Here is a 25,738-nt window from a genome sequence, read left to right as displayed (position 1 = left end):
CCTTAGCTCTGGTGCACGAGGGCTAACGCGACGAGAATGGGCTCGTGCTCCTACCTCGCCCCGGCGGGGACGTCAACGCGATGAGCGCCGGCGCCCGAAGGATCCAGCGCATCTATCTCACGTTGACGCTGGGCAATACCGTTGCGGCATCCTTCATCTGGGGTATCAACACACTTTTCCTGCTGGACGCCGGGCTCAGCAACCTGGAGGCCTTCGCCGCCAACGCCTTCTTCACGGCAGGCATGGTGCTGTTCGAGGTGCCCACCGGAGTGGTTGCCGACGGCTGGGGGCGCCGCGTTTCGTTCCTGCTCGGCACGGTCACCCTGGCCGTATCCACCTACTTCTACTACCTGCTCTGGCAGCTCTCCGCCCCCTTCTGGTGGTGGGCACTGGTGTCGGTCCTGCTCGGTCTGGGCTTCACCTTTTTCTCGGGGGCAGTGGAAGCCTGGCTGGTGGACGCGTTGCGTTTCTCGGGCTACGAGGGCGGCCTGGAGGCGGTACTGGGACGCGGTGTGATGGTTTCGGGTGTTGCGATGCTTGTCGGTTCTGTGGCTGGCGGCGTCATTGCCCAGGCCACCAACCTCGGTGTGCCGTTCCTGATCCGGGCGGGGGTGCTCCTGGCCATGTTCGTGGTGGCCTTCAGGCTGATGCACGACGTCGGTTTCACGCCGGAGCGATCGGCCCACCCCGTGCGGGCGGTCCGTACCGTCCTTGCCGCCTCGATCGAGAACGGTTTGAAGAACCCGCCCGTGCGATACGTGATGCTGGCCGCACCGTTCAGCGCCGGAGTCGGGATCTACGTTTTCTATGCCTTGCAGCCCTACCTGCTGGAGCTCTTCGGCGACCCACGGGCCTACTCCGTGGCGGGGCTGGCGGCGGCAGTGGTGGCCGGGGCCGAGGTGCTCGGCGGCTGGCTGGCGCCCCGGATCCGGCGCCTGGTGCGAAAGCGCACCACCGTGTTGATCATCAGCGTCGGGCTTGCCGCAGTGATTTTGGTGGTGCTCGGGTTCACCCGGATGTTCTGGGCGGCGCTCGCCCTGCTGACACTCTGGGCGGTGGTGGACGCCGCGGGCGTCCCCGTACGGCAGGCCTACCTCAACGACATGATCGCCTCGAAACAGCGGGCAACCGTGCTGAGCTTCGACTCGCTCATCGGCTCAAGCGGTGGCGTGGTGGTGCAGCCTCTGCTCGGCCGGGCAGCCGATGCCTACGGCTACGCGGCCTCGCTGGCGATCGGCGGCGTGATCCAGCTGGTGTCGGTGCCCTTCCTGTTAGCGAGCCGCCGCCAGGGACCCCCGGCCGACCTTGCCAACGTCCCCGCCGGCACTCCGGAGTCCTCACCGTCGTAGCCGCGCGGACCCAAAACATTCAGTGTTGAGTGTCACTCCGGGCGGGGGTAACGTGACCTTCACCCAACTCGCACCACCATGACTCGGGAGTAACCATGCCTAAGGTGAGACGTCGAATTGCCGCCCTCACGGCGGCCCTGGCAATGAGCGTGACGAGCGGGGCGGTCACGAGCCCCGCTTTTGCCGATCCGCGGGAAACTGAAAAGAACGCGACCGCCACAGGCTATGGCGGCGCTGTCAGCACCGTTGACCCGGAGGCCTCCGCGGCGGCGATCGAGGTGCTGCGGAAGGGCGGCAACGCGGCGGACGCCGCTGTGGCCGCAGCCGCGACCCTGGGGGTGACCGAGCCGTACAGTGCCGGGATCGGCGGTGGCGGCTACTTTGTCTTCTACGACGCGAAGACTGGAAAGGTGGGTACCATCGACGGCCGCGAGACCGCCCCGGCAGCGATGCCCAAGGATGCTTTCATCGACCCGGCGACAGGCAAGCCCTACAACTTCACGCCCGAGCTCGTCACGAGTGGCGTCTCAGTCGGCGTCCCGGGCACGCCGGCCACCTGGGAGCGTGCGCTCGAGCGCTGGGGAACTCTGGACCTTGGTGACGCCCTGAAGCCCGCTATTAAGGTGGCAACCCGCGGATTTGTGGTGGACAAGACGTTCCGCCAGCAGACTCTCGACAACAAAGACCGCTTTGCAGCCTTCACATCCACCAGCAACTTGTTCCTCCCCGGCGGTGACGCACCCGCCGTCGGCAGCATTTTCCAGAACCATGACCTGGCCGCCACCTATCGCCTCCTCGCGAAAAAGGGAACCGACGCCTTCTACGGCGGCCCGCTCGCGGAGGAGATCGTCTCCGCGGTGAAGGCCCCGCCGAAGACGGCCACCACGGCGCTACCTGTTCCGGTCGGCTTCCTGGAGACCGAAGACCTGGCAGCCTACGAGGCGCTGGACCAGGATCCCACGCACGTGGAGTACCGGGGTCTGGACGTGTACGGCATGGCCCCGTCGAGCAGCGGCGGCACCACCGTGGGCGAAGCGCTGAATATCCTGGATCCGTCCAACCTTTCTGCGATGTCGAAGCCTTCTGCGCTGCATCACTACCTTGAGGCGAGCGCGCTGGCCTTTGCGGACCGCGGCAAGTACGTGGGCGACCCGGCGTTTGTGGACGTCCCCACCGGGGAACTGACCGATCCATTGTTTGGCAAGGAGCGTGCATGCCAGATCAATCCGGCGGAGGCGGCCACCAAGCCCGTCGCGCCGGGAGACATCGCGTCCTATGACGGCGTGTGCCCGGCCGCCGCTGCTGCGCCCGCCGACGAGAAGGACACTGAGAATATCTCCACCACGAACATGACGGTTGCGGACAAGTGGGGCAACGTGGTGGAGTACACGCTCACCATCGAGCAGACCGGCGGCTCCGGAATCGTGGTTCCAGGCCGCGGGTTCCTGCTCAACAACGAGCTGACCGACTTCTCCACCGTCTACAAGGAGGAGGACCCGAACCGGATCCAGCCGGGGAAGCGCCCGCGTTCCTCGATGTCGCCCACGATCATCCTGAAAGACGGGGATCCGTTCCTGGCCCTCGGTTCGCCCGGCGGATCGACCATCATCACCACTGTGCTCCAGACCATCCTCAACCGGGTGGACTTGGGCATGGACATCTCGGACGCGATCGCGGCGCCGCGGGCAGCGCAGCGCAACACGGCCAATGTCACGGCTGAGCCCGCATTTATCGACGCCTATGGTGCGGATCTGACCGCGCTCGGCCACAAGCTGGTACCCGCCGGGGACGCCTTTACCTCGGCGGCGGAAATCGGTGCGGCGACAGCCATTGAGTTCGGCCCCGACGGCCGCATGGTTGCTGCGGCCGAGCCCGTGCGGCGCGGCGGCGGCTCGGCGATGGTGGTTAAACCGTCGCCGTGATGCGTTCGCAAATGGAGGCCGACGGCGGCAGTGACTCCCGCCGTCGGCCTCTATTTTTTTGCTATTTCCGGGAAGGCGAACTGCGGCCATAATGGCGGTATGAACGCTGGGGAGACCCCCGGGGACGGCCATTAGCTACGACCGCGACGAAGGCCTCCCAGGCACCGTCCCGGCCCCTCAAAACAGCCGGGAGCCGGCGGGAGCCGGCATAGCCGCCCTCGCAGGCGCCGCCTTCGGGGCCGGCATCTCGATCGCTTCAAACCAGGAGAATTCGACATGCTCAAGGAACGTGAAATCGCAGCGGTCCTCCCTGCCAAGGACATCGCGAGGGCACGTGACTTCTATCGGGACGTTGTGGGGCTGGACGACCCGGAGGTCATGGATGACGAAAATGTGATGTACCGCTGCGGCAACGGAACAACATTCCTGCTCTACCAGACCGACAACGCGGGCACCGCAAAAAACACCCAGATGGGCTGGATGACGGACAACATCGAAGCCGAGGTCGAAGAACTGCGCGGCCGCGGCGCCACCTTCGAGGAGTACGACTTTCCCGGCCTGAAGACAGAGCACGGCATTGCCACCAATGCAGTCGGCAAAGCCGCGTGGTTCCTGGATACGGAGGGCAACATCCTCAACATCTTCCAGCGCGCATAACCGGACGGGTGGCCCCCGGCATCCTGAGGCGGGGGCCACCCGCATGTGCGCTCCTGGCGGCCCGATGGCGGTAGCCTGACAGCAGTGACCCGCACGCTGCCTACGCCGAAGGATTCCTCCATGCGCCTCGCCATTTTGGACGATTACCAGTCTGTCGCCAGGGATTACGCACCTTGGGAACGGCTTGCGGCCGACGGCGTCGAGGTCACTGTCTTCGCGGAGCCGTTTGGGGGCGACGCCAGCGCAGTGGCGGGCCTGCGTGGCTTCGACATCATCGTCGCGATGCGGGAACGGACCGCCTTCGGGCGCGAGCGCCTGGCGCAACTGCCTGACCTGAAACTGCTGGTGACCACCGGGATGGCAAACCAGTCGATTGATCTTCGGGCGGCGGAGGAGCGGGGCGTCGTGGTGTGCGGGACCGGCGGCTCCCCGACGGCGGCACCGGAACTGACGTGGGGACTGCTGCTGGCGCTTGCACGCAGCATTCCGTTCGAGGACCGGAGCCTGAGGGACGGCTGCTGGCAGTCCACCGTTGGCTTTGAGCTCGCCGGTAAGACCCTGGGAGTGCTGGGCCTGGGCAAAATCGGCCGTCGGGTCGCCGCGTACGGTCAGGCGTTCGGCATGGACGTCATCGCGTGGAGTCCCAACCTCACCGGCGAGGCCGCCGCGCAGGCCGGCGTCGGGAAGGTCAGCAAAGAGGCGCTCTTCCGCGATTCGGACGTTGTCTCGGTGCATGTGCGGCTCTCGGAACGCTCCCGGGGCGTTGTGGGCGAAGAGGAGCTCCGCCTCCTGGGGCCGCGTGGTGTGCTGGTCAATACCTCCCGCGGACCCCTGGTCGATGAAGAGTCCCTCATCCGGGGACTGCACGAAGGATGGATCGGCGGAGCCGCCCTGGATGTTTACGACGTGGAACCGCTGCCGGCGGGCCACCGTCTGCTGTCGGCGCCGCGGACAGTCCTGACACCGCACATGGGATATGTCACGGAGCAAAGCTACCGGGAGTTCTACGGTGGTGCTTTTGAGGACGTGCAGGCCTGGCTCCATGGAACTCCGATCCGGCTGCTGACGGCTGCTCGCGCTGACAACTGAGCCGCACCCGGCCGCTACAGGAGGGCCGCGCCGATGTCCTGGCCGATCCGGCGGAGCAACGCGGCCGAAAGCCCGGGGTCCTTCGAAGAGTCCTGGTCGGTGTAGTCGGCCAGCGTGTAGACCCGGGCCAGGGCCATTTCCGGCCACCGCTCCGGCGGGAGGAGCGAACGCCCGGCGACAGCGATGATCGGCCGGGGTCCGGAACGGCGGGCGACGGCGGCGGGCAGCTTCCCGGCCAGGGTCTGTTCGTCGATGCTTCCTTCGCCGGTGATGACAACGTCGCAGTGCTCCTTGCGGGAGTTGAAGTCCAGCAGATCCAGGAAGTAGTCCGCCCCGGACACCTGTTTGGCTCCCAGCAGCAGGCAGGCGTAGCCGATTCCTCCGGCACTTCCGGCCCCTTCATGCGTGGCCCGGGACGCGGCGTCCTCGAATCCGGCGTCGGCCATCGTGCGGACGAAGTGCGCCAGGCCCTTGTCGAGCAAAGCGACGTCGTCAGGTCCGGCACCCTTCTGGGGGCCAAAGACTGCCGGCGCACCCTGGGCGCCGAGCAACGGATTGTGGACATCGCTGGCGACGATGAGCTCGGTGTCCGCCAGTTCGGGGAGTGCGGTCCGGTGGACGGAATGGATGCGGTCCAGCGCCCGGCCGCTGCCGTAAAGCAGCCGGCCCTCCGCGTCACGGAAGCTGAATCCGAGGGCAGTGAGCATTCCCATGCCCCCGTCGGTGCTGGCGCTGCCGCCCAGGGCCAGCACGATTCGGGCCGGGTTCAGGCTGAGGGCAAACAGGATTGCTTCGCCGAAGCCCCTGCTGGAAGCATCCAGCGGCTCCAGCCTGCCGTCGGGCAGGAGCCCGAGGCCGCAGGTGTTGGCAACCTCGACGACGGCGGTGACGCCGTCGAACGCGATGCTTGCCGGAACGTGTTGGCCGGTGGGCCCGGCCACCGTGTACTGGTGCCGGGTGAAGCCGGAGGCGACGGCGGCGTCGACGCTGCCGTCACCTCCGTCAGCCAGCGGGAGCAGTTCGCAATGGACCGTCCCAACCCCCGCCCCGCCCGAGGCACGTAGCCCGGCCGCCAGGGCGTCGGCCACCTCGCCGGCAGTGAGGCTGCCTTTGAACTTGTCGGGAGCGATAAGCGTTCGCACGGTCTTCGGGGCGGTTGCGTTGGTCATGTCAGATGGATTCCGAGTAGGCGGGACGGCGGTCGGCAGCGTTCACGTCGCCAGTGTGCCTGGGCGCATGGTGGCCGTATTCGGTGAGGTCGTCGTCGAGGCCGGCGACGTCATCGGGGTGGATGGGGTGCTCGGCGGGCATGGGCTCGACGGTTTCGCCGGCGAAGACCCGGCGGGCGCGGTCCGCATCCAGGGTACGGTCCCACCAGGCGATGAAGAGGGTGGCGACGGCGTTGCCGGTGAAGTTCACCAGGGCCCGGCATTCGGACATGAACTTGTCGATGCCGAAGATGAGCATGATGCCGGCCGCCGGGATGGTGCCGATGGTGGTCAGGGTGGCGGTCAGGGCGATGAAGCCGCCGCCGGCCACGCCTGCTGCGCCCTTGGAGGTGAGCAGCATGACTGCAAGGAGCCCGAGCTGCTGGCCGATGGTCAGGTCGGTGTTGGTGGCCTGGGCGATGTAGAGGGCGGCGAGGGAGAGGTAGATCGCGGCGCCGTCGAGGTTGAAGCTGTAGCCGGTGGGGACAACCAGCCCGACCGTTTCCTTCTTGACGCCGGCGTGCTCGAGCTTGCGCATCAGTCCCGGGAGGGCCGGTTCGGCGGTGGAGGTGCCCAGGATGAGCATGTATTCCTCTTTGAGGTGGCGGATCATCGTGAAGATGTTCAGCTTCAGGAAGGCCATGACGGATCCCAGGATCACGACTACGAAGAGGATGGACGTGACATAGAAGAGGGCGATCAGGCCGCCCATGCTGGTCAGGGAGGAGACGCCGTACTTGCCCACGGCGTAGGCCATCGCACCGAAGGCTCCGATCGGGGCGGCTTTCATGATGAAGCCCAGGATCTTGAACATGACCCCGGTCAGGCGCTGCACGCCGTCCAGGACCGGGGCGCCGACCTTGCCCATGGCGTTCAGGGCGATGCCGAAGACGACGGCGATGAAGATGATCTGGAGGATGTCGCCTTCAACGAAGGGCCCGATGATGCTGTTGGGAATGATGTGGGTGAGGAACTGCCACCATTCCTGGTGTGCGCCGGCGTCGATGAGTTTGGCTGCGGAGTCCGAGGTCTTGATGCTGCTGGCGTCCGCGTTGACGCCGTCGCCGAGCCGGAAGATGTTGATGGCGACCAGGCCGAAGATCATCGCGAAGATGGTGCCGACCTGGAAGTACGTGAGGGCCTTCAGCCCTGTCATGCCGACTTTCTTGAGGTCCGCGACGCTGGCGATGCCGCCGACGATGGTCAGGAACACGATCGGGCCGATGAGCATCTTCATCGAGTTCACGAAGGTGGTGCCGATGGGTTCCATGGCGATGCCGACGGTCGGCGCGAGCCAGCCGACGAGAATGCCGATGAGGATGGCTGTCAGTACCCAGAAGTACAGCTGCTTGTACCACCGTGTCCTGGGTGCCGGTTTCTTAGCCGATTGCTTTGTGGCTGGAGCCGCAGCGCCGGCCTGGGTGATGTGTTCCATGATTCCTACCTCGTTGTGGAATGTGGCTGGAGGGTGCTTGATGGTTGGGGGCGTGCCGGAATGAACGGCGGCGGTATTGGCCGCCGTCCACTCCGGGGTGTGTCGGACTGCAGGGGCCGGCCCCGGCTGGTCCCGCTTCTGGCTAGACGGCGGCCAGCGTGCGGGTGAGGGCCTTGATGATTGCTTCGGTGACGTCGTCGGTGTTGGCGTCGCCGCCGACGTCGCGGGTCAGGTGGCCGGCGCCGGTGGCCTGCTCGATTGCTGCCTCGACGAGCCGGGCCTCTTCATGCAGGCCGAAGTGGTCCAGCATCAGGGCGGCGCTTGCAATTGCGCCGATGGGATTGCTGACGCCCTTGCCGGCGATGTCCGGGGCCGAGCCGTGGACCGGTTCGAACATGGACGGGAAGCGCCGCTCCGGGTTGAGGTTCGCGCTGGCCGCCAGCCCCAGGCTGCCCGCGAGCGCCGAGCCGAGGTCCGAGAGGATGTCTGCATTCAGGTTGGAGGCGACGACGACGGAGAGGTCCTCGGGGTGCAGGATGAACTTGGCGCTCATCGCATCGACGAGGACGCTTTCGGTGGCCACGTCCGGGTAGTCCAGGGCGACGCGCTGGAAGGTTTCGTCCCAGAGGACCATGCCGTACTGCTGGGCGTTGGACTTGGTGACGGAAGAGACCTTCTTCACCGTGCGGGTCCGGGCGAGGTCGAAAGCGAAGCGCATGATGCGCTCACAGCCTTTTTCGGTGAAGAGGGCGGTCTGCAGGGCCACCTCGTTGCCGGGACCCCGGCCGCTCAGGTTGCGTCCGCCGAGGCCGGCGTATTCGCCCTCGCTGTTCTCGCGGACAACGATCCAGTCCAGCTCGGTGGTGTCGGCCTTGCGGAGCGGGGACTGGATGCCCGGAAGGAACTTGACCGGGCGGATGTTGGCCCACTGGTCGAAGTTCTGCGTGATGTTCAGGCGCAGGCCCCAGAGGCTGATGTGGTCCGGAACGTTTTCCCAGCCGACGGCCCCGAAGTAGATGGCGTCGAAGTCCTTGAGGGCTTCCAGGCCCTTGGGGTCCATCATCTGGCCGGTCTTTTCGTAGTAGCCGCAGCCCCAGGGGAACTCGGTCCACTCGAAGGCGAATTTGCCGTTGGAGTTCTCTGCCAGAGCGTCCAGGACGCGGCGGCCGGCGGAGACTACTTCCTTGCCGACACCGTCTGCGGGGATCGAAGCGATGCTGAATTTCTGGGTGGCGCTCATGGGCCTACCTCCTCGTTGAGTCTGTTAGCAGCGTCACACTGCCTTCCTCTTCAAGTAGAAGGCCTGGGCACATGGGGCGTCCAAGACCAAGATTCGATACGGCAAATAGGCTCAGCCTATTGATCGGCGTGCAACTCCGCGACCTTCAGGAATGCCCTGGCGGCCGGTGTCAGGTCTTCCTTCCGGCTCAGGATTGCCACGTCGAGGTGGGACACGGGTTCGATGAGCAGGGTGCGCAGCCCGGCCTTGTGCGCGGTCGGCGCCCAGGAGGACGGCATCACCGCATGCCCCACCCCGGCGAGCACCAGCGGCAGGATTGAGGTCCGGTGGGCGACCTCGACGACGATCTCCGCATTCACGCCACGTGCCAGTGCGTCGTCCACCAGCCACCGCATCAATGACCCGCGCTGGCTCGCGATCAGGCGGTGCCCGCCGAGGTCCTCCCGCTGGATCGCCGTTCCCGGGCTGAAGGTGTCGGCCTGCGGGTTCACGATCAGGATCAGCGGCTGGCGCTCCAGCTCCAGGACCTGAACCCCCGGTACCCGGATGGGCGTCGAGGCACCGGCCAAGCCGATTTCCGTGCTGCCGCTGCGGACGGATTCGATGACTTCCTCGGGTGTGAACGCGGCACCGACGTTGAGCCGGACCGAGGGGTGCAGCCGGGTGAATCCGGCGATCATCGAAGTCAGCGGCTCGATCCCGGGCGAGGGCATGGTGATGATGTCCAGCCGCCCGCTGCGCAGACCCTGCAGTGACTGCACGGCGGACTGCGCGGCATCAAGGTCCCGCATCACCAGGCGCGCCGGTCCAACCAGTTCCCGGCCGGCCTCGCTGAGCACCGCCCTGCGTCCGATGCGGTGGAAGAGCGGCACGCCGAGGTCCTTCTCCAGGCCGGCAATGGTCTGGGAGAGGGACGGCTGGGCGATCAACAAGTGCTCTGCTGCGCGGTTGAAACCGCCATGGTCAACAACGGCCAGAAAATACTTCAGCTTTCGTGTGTCCACTCCGGCCCCTTCGCGAATTTGGTCCTGACAGCCTACGCCCGTGACAATCGACCATGCCGTATCCGCAGCTCCGGCTCAATGCCGATGCCCTCGAGAACAATATCCGCGTCATGGCGTCCTGGTGCCGGGAACGCCGGGTCGATCTTTCACCGCACGTCAAGACCACCATGTCCGCTCCGATCATCAGCCGCCAAGTGGCGGCCGGGGCAGTCGGCGTCACGGTTGCCACCGTGGACCAGGTGGCCGCCGCGCTGGGCTGGGGTCACCAGCACGTCCTCATCGCCAACGAAGTCGTCGACCGGCACGGCCTGGCACGCATCCGGACCTGGCTGGAGGAGGACGCCGGGCGGGAAATCCGCTGCTTCGTGGACTCTGAAGCGGGTATCAACGCCGCGGCGCAGGTGTTCATCCCCGAAGGGGGCGCCACCCTTGAGGTGATGCTCGACGTCGGAACCCCTGGCGGGCGCACCGGAGTCCGCGCGCTTCAGGAAGCTGTCCGCCTGGCCCGCCTGGTCCGCGACGCACCCGGCCTCAAGCTGGTTGGTGTCGCTGGCTACGAAGGTGTCGCGCCCAACACCAGGGCGGCCGACACGATCGCCGCCGTCGACCGGCACTGCCGGCTGGTGCGGGATGTCTACTTGGAAGTTGCACCGTTTTTTGAGACGGCCGCCCCCGTCTACTCCATGGGCGGATCGGCATTTCCGGACCGTGTGGTCGAGTTCCTGCCGGAACCCGGCCAGGTGCCCGGAACCCGGCGGGTCCTGCGGTCGGGTTGCTACGTCACCCACGATCACGGCACCTACGCCGATGTCAGCCTTGTGCCCGGCCTGACCCCGGCGCTGACCGTCCGCGCCGTCGTGCTCTCGATCCCCGAAGAAGGGCTCGCCGTCGTCGGCGCCGGCAAGCGGGACCTGCCTTACGACGCCGGGCTGCCGGTGGTCCTGGCTGCCCACACCGCTGACGGTGCCCCGAGGGACGGGGCAACCGCTGTGGTGCGCAACCTCTACGACCACCACGCAGTCCTCACCGGCGTGACCGGCCTGGACGTCACAGACCTGGTGGACTTCGGCATCTCCCACCCCTGCTCCGCGTTCGACCGCTGGCCCGAATACGTCGTCACCGACGGAAACGGACGGGACCTCGAGCTGTGGCACACGGATTTCCACCGGTCTTCGCTGGCGGCGCCAGCGTCGTGAAGCAAACCGCGGCACCGGAGTAATCCGCCGGGGATCACCCGGCGAAAAGGCCGCCCAGGTTCCGGTACTTTGCCAGTCGACGCGGGAGAAGCGCGTTGATCGCGACGGAGGACAACGTGGCGAGTTCGTATTCGATGGCCTGTCCCAGGCGCCGGCAGAACGCCCTTGCTTCAAGGGCTGCATCGCCGTGTCCTGAGTCCCCGCGTTCGTCCACGATGTGCTCCACCAGCCCGTTGGCGTGCAGGGCGCCAACGTTGACGCCCTGTGCTTCGGACATGGCCGGTGCGAAGTCGGTGCTGCGGTGGACGATGGCGCTGGCACCCTCGGGCGGAAGAGGCGACAGCCACGCATGCTGGGCGGCAATGATGCGGTCTGCAGGCAGAAGGGCCAGCGCCCCACCGCCCGCACCCTGGCCCAGCAGGACTGAGACGGTGGGAGAGTTCAGCCCGATCATGTCATGCAGGGACCGGGCAATCTCGCCGGCCAGGCCGCCTTCCTCGGCCTCCTTTGACAGCGCCGCGCCGCCGGTGTCGATGACCGTTAGCAGCGGCAAACCGAGCTCCTCGGCCAGCCGCATGCCGCGACGGGCCTCACGGAGCGACGCCGGTCCCATCGCGGTCTGCTGCGAGGGCCTGGGCCGGGTATGGCCGATGACCACGCAGGACTCCTGGCCGAAGCGGGCCAGGGCAAGTTGCAGTCCGGGGTCCTTTTCCCCCTGCCCGGTGCCGTTGAGCGGCAGCACATCGCGCGCGCCGTAGCCGAGCAGTTGGCGCAGGTCCGGCCGCCGCGGGTTCCGGGAGATTTCGATCGATTCCCAGGCGCCGGCTCCGGACGGTTTGACCGAAAGGGTCTTCGGCGGCTCAATCCGGCCGTGCGGGCCGGTGACCAAAATGCCGAGGGCACGGTCCACGACGTCGGACAGTTGCGAGGGCGGGACCACGGCGTCAATGAGGCCCTTGTCGAAAAGGTTTTCCGCCACCTGCACGTTCTCTGGAAACGGCGTGCCGTGGAGGGCCTCGTAGACCCGCGGCCCGAGGAAGCCGAGGAGGGCCCCGGGCTCGGCCACAGTGATGTGGCCCAGGGATCCCCAGGACGCCATAACGCCTCCGGTGGTCGGGTGCCGCAGGTACACGAGGTAGGGCAGGCCGGCCTGGCGGTGGGCGCGGACGGCGGCACTGATTTTGACCATGGACAGGAAAGCGATGGTTCCTTCCTGCATGCGGGTGCCGCCCGACGCGGGACCGGCCAGGAGCGGCAGGCCCTCACGCGTCGCCCGTTCGACGGCGGTGACGATGCGTTCCGCGGCTGCCTGGCCGATGGAACCGGCGAGGAAGCGGAATTCGCTGACGATGACGGCTACGCGCCGGCCGCGGATGAACCCTTCGCCGGTGAGGACGGATTCATCCACGCCGGTCTTTGCGCGGGCGTCTGCCAGTTCCTGGCGGTATTCCGGACCGGGATCGGGGTCAACCACCGGGGCGTCCCAGCTTCGGTAGGAGCCGGGATCCAGCACGGTGGTGATGAGTCCGGCGGCGTCCAGGTGCCTGGCTTTCTGTTCAGTCAGCATGTTCAGCGCCCTTTCTGCTCCGTGCCGGCGGCAGTGCTTTTTGTACCGGCAGGCTGCAGTCCAAGCCACTGCCGGATCTGCTCCCCGTCCTGGTCCAGCAGCGGGGGTGCGGTGTGCGTGGTGAGGGTCGTTTCTGCGGTGTCGGCGGGGCTGAAGAACCGCAGCGGCGGACCGGGCAGGCTGACGGTGCCCAGGATTTTGTGGTCGACGTCGATCACCAGGCCCTGCGAATGCACCTGCTCCCAGGCGTACACCTCGTCCAGGGTGCGGACCCTGCCGGCCGGGATTCCGGCGTCGTTGAGTTTTGCGAGGAGCTCCTCCGCCTCGTAATCGGAGAATGCCTGCTCCACCTCTTCGATGACTTTCTCGCGGTTGCGCACCCGGTCCGCGTTGCTGGCGAATTCGGGACGCGCTGCGTCGATTCCGAACGTGGCGGCGAACGTGTTCCACAGTTTTTCGCTGCCCACGCTGATCTGGACCCGTCCCTGCCGGCAGTGGAACAGTCCGTACGGGGCGATGGAGGGGTGGTGGTTGCCCTGCGCCTTCGGGACCTCGCCGGCCACCGTGGCCCTGGTGCCCTGGAACGCGTGCACCCCGATGAGCGCGGCAAGCAGCGAGGTGCGGACGATCTGGCCCTGCCCCGTGCGCTCACGCTGCAGCAGGGCTGCGAGGGTGCCGAAGGCCCCGTACATGCCGGACAGGAGGTCGGCGATGGGGACGCCCACCCGCTGCGGGTCGTCCGGCCCGGAACCGGTCAGGGACATCAGGCCGGCTTCGCCCTGCAGGATCTGGTCATAGCCGCTGCGCCGGGATTCCGGCCCGTCGTGTCCGAAGCCCGTGATCGACAGGATCACCAGTGCCGGGTTCAATGCGTGCATTTCCGCGGCGGAGAAGCCCAGCCGGTCCAGGACGCCGGGCCGGAAGTTCTCGATGACCACGTCGGCGCGTTCCAGCAGTTCGCGCAGGACTGTCCGCCCGTCGTCGTCCTTCAGGTCCAGGGCGATGGATTCCTTGTTCCGGTTGCAGGACAGGAAATAGGTCGCCTGCGGATCGTCCTCCGGGCCGACGAAGGGCGGGCCCCAGCCACGGGTGTCGTCCCCCGTGCCGGGGTTCTCCACCTTGATGACCCGGGCGCCGAGGTCGGCAAGCATCATGCCTGCGTGCGGGCCGGCCAGGGCGCGGCTCAGGTCCACCACGAGGTAGCCCGACAGGGGACCCCCTGCCTGGGGAGTGGATTCAGTGCTCTTCATGGTGTTCCTTCTCTTGCTTCTGGATACCTGGGTTGCTGCTGTTGCGTGCCGGCCTACAACCAGCCCGGGACCACCATGACCAGCCAGGCGATGGCCGGTCCGGCGACGACGACGATGCCGCTGTAGGCAAGGATCTGCTTGTAGAACCTGTCCTTGTCCACGTCTTCGGGGGCATTGGCCAGCACCAGGGCGCCATTGGTGGAGAAGGGGGAGACATCAACGATCGTGGAGGCGACGGCGAGGGCGGCGATGACGCCCACTGCGCCGATTTCGCCGGTGGCCAGGAACGGAACAGCCAGCGGAATGAGGGCCGCCAGGATGGCGGTGGAGGAGGCGAAGGCTGAAACGATGCCGCCGATGTAGCAGATGAGCAGGGCTGCCAGCAGCGGCATGCCGAGATGGGCAACGCCGTCGGATACGAATTTGATGGTGCCGGCTTCCTCGAGGACGCCCACGAAGGTGAGCATGCCGCAGATGAGCAGGACGGTGGACCAACTGATCTTGTTCACAGCGCCCTTCTGGGCGGCGGGGGACACCAGGGCCAGGACGATCGCGATGGTGATGGAGACGAAGCCGACGTCGACCTTGAAGCCGAGCGAGATGACAGCGAGGGCGATCAGCCCCAGGATCGTGACGAGTTGCGGCACGTTGGCGCGGGCTCCGTTCGCGGGGGCCGCAGCGTCGCCTGCTGCGGGCGTGCCGGAGCCGCTCGAGGTGCCCTTGGCCGAAACGCCGGCGGGGGAGATGTCCGAGCCGGAGCCCTGGAGGGTGACACCAGCTGCGCGGGCGCCGACACTGACGGACATCCGAGTTTCGGCGGCCTGTTCGACCACCCTGCCTGCCTTCGTGGAGCGGAACTTGTTGCCGCCGCCGAGGACGAGGGACAGCACCACTGCAATGGCAAGGTTGAAGAAGAAGCTGGCCAGGAAGATGGCCATGGGGCTGGCTTCCAGGTCGGTCTTGGCGATGATGCCGTTGACCGTCACGCCGTACACGGCGATGGGGGAGAATCCGCCTGCCTGGGCCCCGTGGATGACCATCATGCCCATCATGAGCGGATTGATCTTGTGTTTTGCGGCAAAGCTCAGTGCGATCGGAGCGATGATGGCGACGGCGGCCGGAGACAGCGCACCAACGGCGGTGATCAGCGCGGTGATGGCGAACATGACCCAGGGGATGAGCGCCACTTTGTTGCCAACGAGCCGCACGGCGGCCCGGACCAAGAGATCAATAGTGCCGTTGTTCTGCGCGATGGCGAAGAGATAGGTGACGCCGACGATGGTCAGGAATAGACCGCCGGGGAAGTTGGCAAGGATGTCATTGGTAGACATTCCGAGGACGACCGACCCCAGCAGGAATGCGCCCACAAAAGCCAGGGCGCCCATGTTGAGGGGCAGCACCGTGGCCAGCAGGAACATCACCGCCAGGATGATGATGGAAAGGACGGGAGCGGACATCGTTGTTCCTCCGGATCAAGGGGTGGATGTGTGAGCTGGATTACTGGCTCACTGGCCTAGCCTCCTAGACACTAGGTGACTTTGTCAATAGTTCTTCGGTAGGCTAGGGGCAGGACATCGCCGGAAGGACGCGCCGTGCCAAAGAAAGCAGCAACGCAACAGATTTCTCGGGTCTCCAGGCCCCGCCTCTATGAGCAGCTCGTCGAGCAGCTCATGGACTTCATTGAGGCCGCCCAGCTGGGCCCCGGAGATACCTTGCCCGCAGAGCGTGAGCTCGCTGAGCGGCTGGGAGTCTCGCGCGCCACCCTGGCCCAGGCCCTGGTGGCACTGGAGGTGCTCGGTGTGATCGATGTCCAGCACGGCACCGGGGCGGTGCTGGTCTACCGCCCCAATGTCCCGTCCGTTATCAAGGGGCTGCGCGAGCACCGTAGCCGGCTGCCGGAGATCGTTGAGGCGCGGAGCACCCTCGAGGTCAAGCTCGCCGAGCTTGCTGCCGCCCGGCGCAGCGCCGGGGACATGAAAGCCATCGACAAGGCGCTCGATGCAATGGCCGAAGAGGTTGCCTCAGGAGGCCGGGGTGCGCACGGCGACGAACTGTTCCATCAGGCCGTGACCGCCGCAGCACACTCCGCAGTGCTGGCCCAGTTGATGACATTCATCGCCGGAATGGTCCTGGAAACGCGACTTGAGTCGCTTGGTCAGCCGGGCCGCCCGGAGCAGTCGCTCGCGTCCCACCGGAAGATCGCCGAGGCCATCAGGGCCCAGGACGCGGCCGCGGCGGCCGCGGCAATGCTGGAGCATATAGAGCTCGTCTCCGACGTTGCCCTGCTGAAGAATTCCTGAACCGACCCTGAGGCAAGAGGGGGGCTGAATTCGACCAGTGCGCAACACTTGCAGGTTCAACTAACCGACTGTACGGTTAACTTCAATCTTCAAGTAATGTGCTCCCTTATCGAATGCTGAGGCCCCAGATGACCGTTGTGTCCGAGACCCTCACGCCGCCTTTCCCGGCACTGCCCGCCGCTACCGTTCGCAGCACGGTCACCGTTCCGCTGCGCTTCCCTGACGGCTTTACGGCCACCGCCGAGGTGCTGACTTTTCACGGGCTGGCCGACGGGCAGGAACACCTGCTGCTCGCCCTGGGCGACTGGGGGCGGATGCTCCCGGAACCGTCTTCGGCATATTCGGCGCCGCTGGTCCGGCTGCACAGCGAATGCCTGACCGGTGACGTATTCGGCAGCGAGCGGTGCGACTGCGGTCCGCAGCTGCGCGAAGCGGTGGAAGAAATCTCAGCTGCCGGCGGCTTCCTCCTGTACCTCCGCCAGGAAGGCCGGGGCATCGGCCTGTACTCAAAGCTGGACGCCTACGCCCTGCAGGACACCGGACTGGACACGTACGAGGCGAATCTGGCCCTGGGCCACGGCGAGGACGAGCGCGACTACACGGCTGCTGCCCAAATGCTTGGCGCCGTCGGCGCAACCACCGTCCGCCTGCTCACCAACAACCCTGACAAAGCCGCCCAGCTCACCGCCCTGGGCATCGGCGTTACTGAGCAGGTACCCACCGGGGTCCACCTTTCACCGGCCAATCACGCGTATCTGGCCGCTAAACGGGACCACACCGCGCACACCCTCGACCTCCCGCAGCCAGCCGTTGCCAGCCACGACGAAATGCTGGCCCGTGTTGATGCGCTGATTCCCCGCCTGCGGGAGCGCGCTGGGGAAACGGAGCGGATCCGCCACCTTCCGGAATCCACGATGGCGGACCTGAAGGAGGCGGGCGTCTTCCAGGTCCTCTCCCCAACGGCAGTCGGGGGCTTCGGCCTGGGAGCGGAGACGTACGTTGAGGTTGTGCGCCGGCTCGCGCGGGGCTGCCCCTCCACGGCGTGGACCGTGGGACACCTCATCGAACACGTCTGGATGCTCGCCCGGTGGCCCGGGAAGGTCCAGGACGAGGTCTTCGCCAGCGGACCGGCTCCTTTGGCCGCTGCCACCGGTGCCCCTGTGGGGGCGGCAGTCAAGGTTCCCGGAGGGTATTCCATCTCGGGCCGCTGGACCTTCGCCTCGGGAGTCATGCATTCGGAATGGGCCCTCCTGGCCGTGCAACATGATGACGTCCGGCTGCAGTGCCTGGTGCCGGTCTCCGACCTCGAGCTGCTGGACACGTGGCACACCGCCGGCCTCAGGGGAACCGGAAGCAACGACCTCCGGGCAGAGGCGCTGTTTGTACCGGAACACCGGGCGATTGGCTGGGCCCTCCTGGGTGCGGCGGACAATCCGGGCAGCCTGATCCATCAGGACCCGATCATCCACACGCCCATGGCCACCCTCCTGAACCTGGTGGCGCCGGCCACCGCGCTGGGAGCCGCCGAGCACGCCGTCGAACTTTTCCGCGAGCGCATCCTGGTGCGCAAAGTCAAGAACACACGGGAGGCCCGTCAGGCGGATTCCCCCCTTGCCCAGGCGCGGTACTCGCGGGCCTACGGGCTCGTCGCCACGGCCCGCCTGCACTGGGAGGAAGCGATCCGGGTGGTCACTGCCTCCTATCAGCGACGGCCCACAACCATGACCGACCACGAGCGGGCAGCCTTCCGCCTCTCGCTCGGCCTCAGCGGGACGGCGTCTGCCGAAGCGGTCCGCGTCATCATGGCGGGATCGGGCGGAAGCGCGCACCGACTTTCAAATCCGCTCCAGCGGATCCAGCGCGACGTCGACGTTCTGCTCAACCATCCGACGTTGACCCTGGACCCTATCCTGGAGCAGGCGGGCCGCGGCCTGCTGGGCCTCGGGATTACTGTTCCGTCGTTCTAGCGATTGAAGGTCGCCGCGCTACTGCCCCACGACGGGGAGCAGTTGACGGTTCCTGATCCGTGACTCGCCGAACTGGAGCGCCAGCGGTTCGACTTCCCACGACCTGCCGCTGCGCGCCCTCGGGCTGCCGACGGCAACATGCGGTGTCCAGTGCGGAGACCGGAAGCCGAGGGCGCGGGAGCTGAGGATGAAGTCATCGACGTTGTCCACCAGCAGCCCGTCCAGCAGGTCATGGAGGGCCTGGACGAGTGAAATCTGGTAGTCGTGGACCCGCTCCGGGACGTCGACTTCAAGACATGACACACTGCCGCCGCCCAGCACGATCAGCCGTTCGGTGCTGCAGGAAAAACCTTCCAGCACAGGCAGGCCGTGCAGCCAGGCAACCGTGCTGCGGGCGGCGGCCGACGCGCTGGTGATACCCCTGGTCCACTCCGAGACGTCCTGGCAGAAGTCATCGAGCACTCCGAGGTGGAGCAGGGTCATGTGCAGTCCCCGCGGCCGGCGCAGGGCGCGGACATAGCGGCCGAGTCCCTCGTAGTCGGAGGGGCCGGAACCGACGCTGACCACCGGCGCCTCCACTGTGATACGTGCAACCGGGTACATTCCGGGCCCCTCCTGACCGCGCTAACAGGTGGCTGTGAATGCCATTATCCGCCTGCTCGCCCGCAGACGGGCTCAGCCCGCCAGTGGGCGCAGGCCTTCAAGCAGGGGAGTGGTGGGCCTCCCGGCCAGCCGTGCGAGGTCTCCGGTGGTCAGGGCAAGTGCTCCCTCCCGGATGTTGCCGTCCAGGGCTGCGAGGAATCCGGCCGTGGCAGGGTCAAGGCCGGCGGCCTCCAGGGCGCTGACGTGCTCTGCTGAACTCACGGGCAGGTAGCTGACTTTGCGCTCCAGGACCGTCGAGAACGCAGACGCCAGTTCCCCGAACGTCCAGGCGTAGTCGCCGGACAGTTCATACACGTGGCCTTCGTGACCGGGCGTGGTCAGGACTGCGGCGATGGCTGCGGCGTAGTCCGCCCGGGTGGCGCTGGCCACCCGGCCCTCGCCGGCGCTGCCGAGCAACGTTCCGGTCTCGCGGGCCGTGAGCAGGGCCGCGGCGTAGTTCTCCGTGTACCAGCCGTTGCGCAGGAAGGTGAACGGAAGGCCGCTGGCGCGGATGGCTTCCTCGGCCTTCGCGTGGTCAGGGGCCAGAACGAGTTCGGTGGTGTCAGCGGCCAGGACGCTGGTGTACAGAATGTGGGCAACCTTGGCCCGGACAGCCGCGCCGATGACGGTTTCGTGCTGGGTTGACCGGTTCTGGATATCGCTGCCGGAAATGAGAAGGAGGGTGTCGCCTTCGTTGAGGGCGGCGTCAACGGTGGCCGGATCGTCGTAATCCACCGTCGCTGTCCTGACGCCGTGAGCCGCCAGTTCCGCCAGCTGCTGAGCGGAACGCCCCGCGGCCACGATCTGCTCTGCCGGTACGCCGCGTCCCAGCAATTCCTTGACGACGAGTCGGCCCAGCTGGCCGGTGGCTCCTGCAATAACGATGGACATGGGATTCTCCTAGGTTGCCGTGGGCGCCCCGCTCGGTGCGCCTTCTGTCATGGCCAACCTCCGTCGACAGGGAACAATTCCGCCGCCGGATGACGCACTTTGAAGTGCAATAGGCACCTTCAGGTAAGTGTCGTATCAGCATAACCAGGGCCGGCTAGAGATAATCACCGGCCCTTTCGCGGGCGATTTCCAACACGGTGGAGTGAAAGGCAACCTCTGCCGGAGCGTAGACCTTGTCCTCGCGCTGCGCCAGCAATACCCGCCGGAGCGGCGCCGCTGAACCGAGGCTCAGCACTTTCACGTCGGGATGTTGGAGGGCCACTGCGGTCTTGGGCACCATGGCCACGCCCATTCCCACACTGACCATTGCCTGGGCCTCCTGGTAGTCGTTGGCCAGGAAAGCAATCACCGGTTCGAACCCGGCGTCGTGGGCGGAACGCTGAAGCACCTCCACGACAGGGTGGGCCTCGGCGCGCACGATCCAGGACTCGTTGCGCAGGTCCTCCATGCTTACCTGCTCCCGGTCGGCGAGTCGGTGGCCGCGGGCCACCAGGATCACGGTGCTTTCCTGGAAGACCTCTGTTATGCGGATGGAATCGTCCTGGAACGGACTCCAGGGGTAGTCCCAGAGCAGGCAAAGCCCCGTGACCCCGGACTGCAAATCTGCCACGAGTTCATCGAAGCGTGCGCTTCGCAAAGAGAGGCTGATGGCAGGGTAGCGCTTCTTGAAGGTCCGGATGACGACGGGTAGGAATGATCCGGCCAGGGTGGGGAAAGTGCCAACCGTCAGGGACCCGCGTTTGAGGCCGGCGATCTGCCCCAGGTCGGACCGGGCTGCCTGCATCTGCCAGACGATCTTGCGGGCATGGCCGGCCAGCACCTGGCCGGCCTCGGTGGGCACCACCCCGCGGGAGCGGCGGTTGAGCAGGGGCTGCCCCACTTCCTGTTCGAGCTTGCGCAACTGTTGGGAGACGGCGGAGGGCGTGTACATCATGAGCTCGGCCGCGGCGGTAATGGAGCCCTGCTCGACCACCTCCAGGAGCAGCGCAAGCCGCCTTATGTCGAACAAATCCTGGCCGTCGTCGTTAAGCAACGCTTCACCCTTCTGCAAATTCGGTCCATTCCCTGCCGGAACATGCCCTCCGTTCCGAATATTGGGGGCTATTCCACGCAAAACCGAGGATGAAGGGATGAATCCAACCCTTCAACTGATTATGAATTAAGCAATTCTACATCCCCCATCAAAAATCCAACATTGTCTAAAAGTGTGATCTGGGTCAATCTCATTTCAGGCCCTCAACCAGGATCTGAGGCACGAGGAGGAGCAGGAAAAAGCATGAACATCGAAGCCCAATGGATGCGCGGAGGGACCAGCAAGTGCTGGGTTTTCGAGGCGGAGCATCTTCAGGAGAGCGGGACCAGCCTCGATGTGCTGTTGCCCCGGCTGTTCGGCAGTCCGGACCCGCGCCAGATTGACGGGGTAGGCGGGGCGACTTCCACCACCAGTAAAGCGGTGATTCTGCACCGGCCGGTCAGCGCCGGCGTCGATGTTGAGTACACCTTCGCCCAGGTGGGCATCGAAGACGCCGCGGTGGACTGGGGCAGCAACTGCGGGAACGGCTCGGCGGTCGTGGGGCTGTACGCCATCGAGAAGGGGTGGGTGGTCCCCAACGGCGACGTTACCCGGATCGTCACCCGCAACACCAACACCAACCAGATCATCGTCCAGCGGATTGCCACCCCTGCCGGCGCCCTGGCGTCCGCCCCGGAGGCCCGGATGCCCGGTGTACCCTTCCCCGGCCACGCGGTGGGGCTCGGCTTCCAAGACCCTGCCGGCAGGACCACCGGGGCGCTGCTGCCTTCCGGGGCGGCCACTGACACCATTAGTGCTGGCGGAGCCCGTTGGACGGTGTCGATGGTCGACGCCGGAGCGCCCGTGGTGATGGTCTGCGCCGAGGAGTTGGGACTGGACCTTGCCAGGTACGACAGCTGGCGTGCCGGGGTCGAGCGGCAGCTGGAAACCCTGGAGCAGATCCGGCGGCAGGCTGCGGTGCGGATGGGGCTGGTCCCTACCGCAGCCGAAGCTGCCCGGGCCATCCCCAAGCTCGCCATCGTAGGTGCGCCTGCCCGGCCCGACCCCGGCTGCGACGCCAACGTCATGATGCTCTCCATGGGCAAACCCCACCCGGCCCTGGCCATCACCGGCAGTATCGCCCTGACCCTGGCCGCCCGCACCCCCTCCAGCGTGCTGCACGCCATCACGGGCGGCGCGGGGGCACCCACGCTCCGGCTGCGCACCCCTGCCGGGGTAATCGAGACGTGGACCGAGGAACACAACGGGACGCTCCTCGTAGGCGTCGACCGCACGGCCCGCACCATCGCCACCACCACCATCCATCTCCCCGAGATTCCCGGCAGCGCCGTCGCTGCCGCCCTCGCCGGAGCCACCCGCTAAAGGAGACCATTATGACCAAGACTGAGCACCGCACCGCTGTCGCTGCGGGCGAGACCCGGGGCAACGACGCCCCGCGCCCAACCCGTCGCCGCCGTTTCGTACTGGTGGCGGCGGCAGCGGGTTTCGCGATCCTGGCTTTGATTGTCCTCGTGCTGGGAGGTGATATCTTCAACTCTTCGGCCACCCCGGAACCGGAGCACGCCATGACCGCTGTCCAGATCATCCCACTCGTGATCCTCGTCGTAATGTTCATCGTCGCCACCAAGTGGCCGTTGAACATCGGCGTGATGGGGCTGGTTGCCTCCTTCGGCGTCGGCTATTTCATGCTCGGAATGACAGACAAGCAGATCCTTGAGGAGTTTCCCGCCAGCATCGTCCTGACGATCATCGGGGTGACCTACTTCTTCAGCATGGCCCAGCGGAACGGGACTATCGACATCATCGTCCAGAACTGCGTGCGCCTTGTCAGGGGCAAGACGATGCTGCTGCCCTGGGTGTTCTTCCTGATCGCAGCCGCGCTGACATCGCTGGGAACCTTCTCTCCGGCAGCAGTCGCACTGCTGGCACCGGCGGCCATCGGCTTCGCCTACGAGTCGCGCATCCACCCCGTGCTGATGGGGGCGTTCATCATCAACGGAGCCCATGCCGGCGGCTTTTCCCCGCTGTCCGTGGCCGGCGTCCTGGTCCACGACATCGCGCTGAAGAATGGATTTCCCATCTCCCAGGGCGCACTCTTCACAGCCAGCTTCGCCCTCAACCTTATTCTCTCGGTCCTGACAATCGTCCTGTTCGCCCTCATCGGCCGGTTGCGCGACGGCGAAGGCGGCCAGCATGCCGACGTCGACACCGCCCGGACCCGCCGTCCCCGCGGGCAGCAGATCCTCACCCTGGCACTGATCGCAGTGATGCTTGTGTGCACCCTGGGCTTCCACATGCCGATCGGCTTTGTGGCACTTTCCGCCGGACTACTGCTGGCGCTGGTCAACATCAAAGAACATCAAACGTTCATCGGCGGCGTCTCCTGGTCGACAGTCCTGCTGGTGGCGGGCATGATCACCTACGTCTCCCTGCTTCAGCATGTGGGCGTCATTGACACCCTCGCCGAGCAGGCCCTGGCACTGGGCGCACCCCTGCTGGTGGCGCTGGTCCTCTGCTACGTCATTGGCGTCGGCTCAGCCTTTGCCTCCTCCACGGCTCTGCTGACCGCATTCATTCCCCTGGCCGGCCCGCTGCTGGCCACGAGTTCGCTGAGCGCCTCCGGAACGGTCGCGGCACTGGCTATCGCTGCCACGGTGGTGGATGTCTCTCCCTTCTCCACCGACGGCGCGCTGGTGGTGGCCAACGCCCGCGACGACGACAGGCAGCGCGTTTACCGGCAGCTGATGGCCTATGCCGGCGGAGTGGTGCTGGTGGCCCCGGCCCTGGCCTGGGTCCTGCTGGTACCCACCGGCATTATGTAGCCGAACACCGGCGCAGCCGGAAAGACGGCCCTGGCACCAGCAGCCGGCCGGACCTGGACCGCAGTGGGGCGGCGAATGATGATCACCGGGATCATCGCCTATTCGCAACGTGCGCCGCCCCACTGCACTAACGACAAGATGACTCGCAGGGCCTGGGTGGAGACTGTCCAGCCAGGCCCGCATGGCCTTTCCAAAGCCGCCAACTGCTAGGACCACCCATGACCATTCATTCGCGCGTATCACCGCCGCAGACAATGGCGCAGCCACTGGAACCGGCACTGAACTGGACCAGGATTTACCGCAACGACGAGATCGAACTGCATAAGGACGGAGAGATCGTTACTTCGTCAGTACTCGCCCTTGATGACGAAGTAGGATCCCCGGATAACGCCCGCCAGCTTTGATTTCTGGCGGGCGAACTTGAAGCGTGATGCCAGTTCCTCCGGAATCTCCATCCCGTCAGCGAGCTTGAATCCGACAGCCCGCTTCCCGCCGTCCTCGATGCTGTACATGACGTTGATCGATAGTCCGGACTCGTAGAACACGTAATCCATCCGCAAACCGTCCACCTCGAAGGCTGTCGCTTCGAGGGGGCGGGAGCCGATGACAATGTCGCGTTCCTCCTTGAGGATGCGGCTCACCCGGTCGAGCACCTCCGGAACCTCGCCCGCGGGGCTCACGGTGAAGACGTGGTCGTACTTGTTGCGATAGTAGCGGCCCTCGTTGGCGCGCAATCCGGCAAGCGCCTCGGCCACCGGAGACGATTCCAGGCCGACTGTAGAAACATTCTGGAAGTCAACCACGTAGGGCATTCGTCCTCCTCGCTAGATGTGTTGGGACCAACGATAACGTGACGAGGAACTGCGCGGGTCCGAACGCACGCGTGAGGCGGGCCGGGCCCTTGGGGCCGGCCCAGTGCGCAGCGGGAGCTGATGCTGGGTGGAGACGTTTAGGGCAGACTGGTGGCGTGAACGGAAACCGGTGGGTGCTGCACGTCGATCTCGACCAGTTCATCGCGGCGGTCGAAGTGCTCCGGCGGCCGGAGCTGGCGGGCAAGCCGATCATTGTGGGCGGACGGGGCGACCCCAGGGAACGAGCCGTGGTGTCGACCGCATCCTATGAAGCCAGGGCGTTCGGTGTGGGTTCCGGAATGCCCTTACGCATTGCGGCGCGCAAGGTGCCCGACGCTGTCATCCTGCCCGTCGATCAGGAGGCTTACCTCGCGGCGTCTGAAACGGTGATGGCAACCCTCCGCGCGCAGCCCGGCGCCACCGTGCAAGTGCTGGGTTGGGATGAAGCCTTTGTGGGCACCGAGACAGATAATCCGGAAGCATACGCCCGGCGGGTGCAGGCCGCGGTTCTGGAGCGAACGCAGCTGCATTGCAGTGTCGGCATCGGTGACACCCTGGTCCGAGCCAAGGTCGCCACCGGTTTCGGCAAGCCGGCCGGCGTCTTCCGACTCACCGCCGGGAACTGGCTGGACGTCATGGGCAGCCGGCCCACCAAAGACCTGTGGGGCGTCGGAACCAAAGTGTCTGGCCGGCTGGCCAAACTCGGCATCAACACAGTCGCCGAGCTCGCCGCGTGCGACCCCCAGGGCCTGGTCCCGGAGTTCGGCCCCAAGATGGGTCCCTGGTATGCGGAGCTCGGCCGCGGAGACGGTGCCAGCGTCGTGGACGACACCCCGTGGGTTGCCCGCGGGCATAGCCGGGAGACCACCTTCCAGCGGGACGTGACCGAGCCCGCCCAGGTGGACGAGGCCGTGAGGGAGCTGACAGCGCGTGTCCTTGAAGATGTTTGGGCTGAAGGACGGCCGGTGGTTGCGCTGACCCTCAAGGTTCGGTACGCACCTTTCTTCACCAAGACCCACGCGAGGAAGATTCCCGGGACGTCCGACCCGAACGACATCCTCGCGCAGGCCCTGGACCTCGCGTCCGGAATCGAAGCGGGCCGTCCCATCCGGCTCCTGGGCCTGCGGGCCGAAATGGCAATGCCCGAGGACGCCCGAAAGGGACGCACGCCGACGCGCGGAGGTTGGTGACGGCGTCGTTCCTTCCCTTCCAGCCCGTAAGGGCGGTTGCTAATTACGGAGGAACCAGGGGCAAA

At 66.2% G+C, this 25,738-nt stretch carries 21 protein-coding genes; 10 read left to right on the top strand and 11 right to left on the bottom strand.

The genetic code is table 11. From position 1 onward, the window contains the following. Positions 1-80 precede the first annotated feature (80 nt). From ACFVWT_RS08020 to ACFVWT_RS08005, 4 genes are all read left to right on the top strand, one after another. The gene (locus ACFVWT_RS08020; protein WP_390247133.1) at positions 81-1,349 is read left to right on the top strand and encodes an MFS transporter; all 1,269 of its coding nucleotides are present in this window, start codon (positions 81-83) and stop codon (positions 1,347-1,349) included. 95 nt (positions 1,350-1,444) lie between these two features. Beyond that, entirely contained in the window at positions 1,445-3,271 is a 1,827-nt protein-coding gene (gene ggt, locus ACFVWT_RS08015; RefSeq protein ID WP_390246772.1) for a gamma-glutamyltransferase, read from the top strand. Positions 3,272-3,547: 276 nt separating this feature from the next. Then, on the top strand, positions 3,548-3,928 hold the full coding sequence (locus ACFVWT_RS08010; protein ID WP_390246770.1) for a VOC family protein: 381 nt from the start codon (positions 3,548-3,550) through the stop codon (positions 3,926-3,928). Positions 3,929-4,048: 120 nt separating this feature from the next. Further along, positions 4,049-5,017, top strand: a complete 969-nt coding sequence (locus ACFVWT_RS08005) for a D-2-hydroxyacid dehydrogenase family protein (RefSeq protein WP_390247131.1) — start codon at positions 4,049-4,051, stop codon at positions 5,015-5,017. 14 nt (positions 5,018-5,031) lie between these two features. Here ACFVWT_RS08005 and ACFVWT_RS08000 read toward each other — a convergent pair whose 3' ends face one another. The 4 genes from ACFVWT_RS08000 to ACFVWT_RS07985 form a co-directional block, all read right to left on the bottom strand. Then, positions 5,032-6,186 (bottom strand): glycerate kinase, encoded by a 1,155-nt coding sequence (locus tag ACFVWT_RS08000; protein WP_390246768.1) that lies wholly within the window; start codon positions 6,184-6,186, stop codon positions 5,032-5,034. A gap of 1 nt (position 6,187) precedes the next feature. Further along, positions 6,188-7,660, bottom strand: a complete 1,473-nt coding sequence (gene dctA / locus ACFVWT_RS07995) for a C4-dicarboxylate transporter DctA (RefSeq protein ID WP_390246766.1) — start codon at positions 7,658-7,660, stop codon at positions 6,188-6,190. 142 nt (positions 7,661-7,802) lie between these two features. Next, positions 7,803-8,900, bottom strand: a complete 1,098-nt coding sequence (locus tag ACFVWT_RS07990) for a tartrate dehydrogenase (protein ID WP_390246764.1) — start codon at positions 8,898-8,900, stop codon at positions 7,803-7,805. Between the two features lie 116 nt (positions 8,901-9,016). Then, a complete protein-coding gene (locus tag ACFVWT_RS07985; RefSeq protein ID WP_390246762.1) occupies positions 9,017-9,904 on the bottom strand; it encodes a LysR family transcriptional regulator in 888 nt (295 codons plus the stop codon). Positions 9,905-9,957: 53 nt separating this feature from the next. On the opposite strand from ACFVWT_RS07985, the gene ACFVWT_RS07980 reads away from it, so the two are divergent. Continuing rightward, positions 9,958-11,100: an alanine racemase gene (locus tag ACFVWT_RS07980; RefSeq protein WP_390246760.1), complete on the top strand. Its 1,143-nt coding sequence runs from the start codon at positions 9,958-9,960 to the stop codon at positions 11,098-11,100. Between the two features lie 34 nt (positions 11,101-11,134). On the opposite strand, the gene ACFVWT_RS07975 is transcribed toward ACFVWT_RS07980, so the two are convergent. The 3 genes from ACFVWT_RS07975 to ACFVWT_RS07965 are packed head-to-tail and all read right to left on the bottom strand — an operon-like array spanning position 11,135 to position 15,374. Further along, positions 11,135-12,667, bottom strand: a complete 1,533-nt coding sequence (locus ACFVWT_RS07975; RefSeq protein ID WP_390246758.1) for a carboxyl transferase domain-containing protein — start codon at positions 12,665-12,667, stop codon at positions 11,135-11,137. A gap of 2 nt (positions 12,668-12,669) precedes the next feature. Beyond that, positions 12,670-13,917 carry a CaiB/BaiF CoA transferase family protein gene (locus tag ACFVWT_RS07970; protein ID WP_390246756.1) on the bottom strand — a complete coding sequence of 416 codons (1,248 nt, stop codon included), beginning with the start codon at positions 13,915-13,917 and terminating at the stop codon, positions 12,670-12,672. A 53-nt stretch (positions 13,918-13,970) separates the two neighbouring features. Continuing rightward, positions 13,971-15,374 (bottom strand): SLC13 family permease, encoded by a 1,404-nt coding sequence (locus tag ACFVWT_RS07965; RefSeq protein WP_390246754.1) that lies wholly within the window; start codon positions 15,372-15,374, stop codon positions 13,971-13,973. Positions 15,375-15,509: 135 nt separating this feature from the next. Between ACFVWT_RS07965 and ACFVWT_RS07960 the strand changes: the two genes are divergently transcribed. Together ACFVWT_RS07960 and ribA are read left to right on the top strand one after the other, a co-directional pair. Beyond that, entirely contained in the window at positions 15,510-16,217 is a 708-nt protein-coding gene (locus tag ACFVWT_RS07960; protein WP_390246752.1) for a FadR/GntR family transcriptional regulator, read from the top strand. 128 nt (positions 16,218-16,345) lie between these two features. Beyond that, positions 16,346-18,184: a GTP cyclohydrolase II RibA gene (gene ribA, locus ACFVWT_RS07955; RefSeq protein ID WP_390246750.1), complete on the top strand. Its 1,839-nt coding sequence runs from the start codon at positions 16,346-16,348 to the stop codon at positions 18,182-18,184. 18 nt (positions 18,185-18,202) lie between these two features. On the opposite strand, the gene ACFVWT_RS07950 is transcribed toward ribA, so the two are convergent. The 3 genes from ACFVWT_RS07950 to ACFVWT_RS07940 form a co-directional block, all read right to left on the bottom strand. Beyond that, positions 18,203-18,787, bottom strand: a complete 585-nt coding sequence (locus ACFVWT_RS07950; RefSeq protein ID WP_390246748.1) for a hypothetical protein — start codon at positions 18,785-18,787, stop codon at positions 18,203-18,205. Positions 18,788-18,859: 72 nt separating this feature from the next. Beyond that, complete coding sequence (locus ACFVWT_RS07945; protein ID WP_390246746.1) at positions 18,860-19,717, bottom strand: SDR family oxidoreductase; 858 nt, start codon at positions 19,715-19,717, stop codon at positions 18,860-18,862. A 154-nt stretch (positions 19,718-19,871) separates the two neighbouring features. After that, entirely contained in the window at positions 19,872-20,810 is a 939-nt protein-coding gene (locus ACFVWT_RS07940; protein WP_390246744.1) for a LysR substrate-binding domain-containing protein, read from the bottom strand. Between the two features lie 243 nt (positions 20,811-21,053). On the opposite strand from ACFVWT_RS07940, the gene ACFVWT_RS07935 reads away from it, so the two are divergent. Together ACFVWT_RS07935 and ACFVWT_RS07930 are read left to right on the top strand one after the other, a co-directional pair. Beyond that, complete coding sequence (locus ACFVWT_RS07935; protein WP_390246742.1) at positions 21,054-22,172, top strand: PrpF domain-containing protein; 1,119 nt, start codon at positions 21,054-21,056, stop codon at positions 22,170-22,172. Between the two features lie 11 nt (positions 22,173-22,183). Further along, positions 22,184-23,632, top strand: a complete 1,449-nt coding sequence (locus tag ACFVWT_RS07930) for an SLC13 family permease (protein ID WP_390246740.1) — start codon at positions 22,184-22,186, stop codon at positions 23,630-23,632. Positions 23,633-23,979: 347 nt separating this feature from the next. On the opposite strand, the gene ACFVWT_RS07925 is transcribed toward ACFVWT_RS07930, so the two are convergent. After that, on the bottom strand, positions 23,980-24,444 hold the full coding sequence (locus tag ACFVWT_RS07925) for a phage tail protein (RefSeq protein WP_390246738.1): 465 nt from the start codon (positions 24,442-24,444) through the stop codon (positions 23,980-23,982). 173 nt (positions 24,445-24,617) lie between these two features. On the opposite strand from ACFVWT_RS07925, the gene ACFVWT_RS07920 reads away from it, so the two are divergent. Next, on the top strand, positions 24,618-25,673 hold the full coding sequence (locus ACFVWT_RS07920) for a DNA polymerase IV (RefSeq protein WP_390247129.1): 1,056 nt from the start codon (positions 24,618-24,620) through the stop codon (positions 25,671-25,673). The last annotated feature ends 65 nt before the right edge of the window (positions 25,674-25,738 follow it).

This window comes from Arthrobacter sp. NPDC058288 (assembly GCF_042880995.1).
In the GTDB taxonomy this organism is placed as follows: domain Bacteria; phylum Actinomycetota; class Actinomycetes; order Actinomycetales; family Micrococcaceae; genus Arthrobacter.
Note: the sequence above shows the minus strand (reverse complement) of the source record. Positions and strands in the feature narration are given on the sequence as shown.